Annotated in this window: 1 protein-coding gene; it reads left to right on the forward strand. The window is 48.7% G+C overall.

All coding sequences use genetic code 11. From position 1 onward, the window contains the following. Window positions 1-429, forward strand: a 429-nt coding sequence (locus tag FL311_RS43715; protein ID WP_255510419.1) for a DRTGG domain-containing protein, incomplete at both ends; no start/stop codon positions are given.

Raw genomic sequence — 429 nt, forward strand, 5'->3', positions numbered from 1 at the left:
GCCAGGTGCTCGGCGGACGGAAGGGATTGCACAAATCGCTGAATAAGTTTGTGATTGGCGCAATGAAGTTAGAAGCAATGATGCGTTATGTGGATGCCGGTAACTTACTGATCGTTGGAAACCGCGATCGGGCTCATGTATACGGCCTGCGGGCGGGCGCAGCTGTATTAATTACCGGCGGGTTTTCGACGAGCGATGAGGCGATTCAGCTGGCTGATCGCCTCGCTTTACCCGTCATTTCCACAAGTTATGACACGTTCACTGTAGCCGCGATGATCAATCGGGCAATATACGATCGTTTAATTAAAAAAGAAATTGCCCTTGTCGGGGATATTTTAATTCCTGCCGAACGAACAGAAGTGGTATTCGTTAACGAAACGGTAGCCCGTTGGTATGAGTTAAATGAAAAAACCGGACATAGCCGCTATC

This window comes from Myxococcus sp. AB025B, assembly GCF_006518215.1.
Classification (GTDB): domain Bacteria; phylum Myxococcota; class Myxococcia; order Myxococcales; family Myxococcaceae; genus Myxococcus; species Myxococcus fulvus.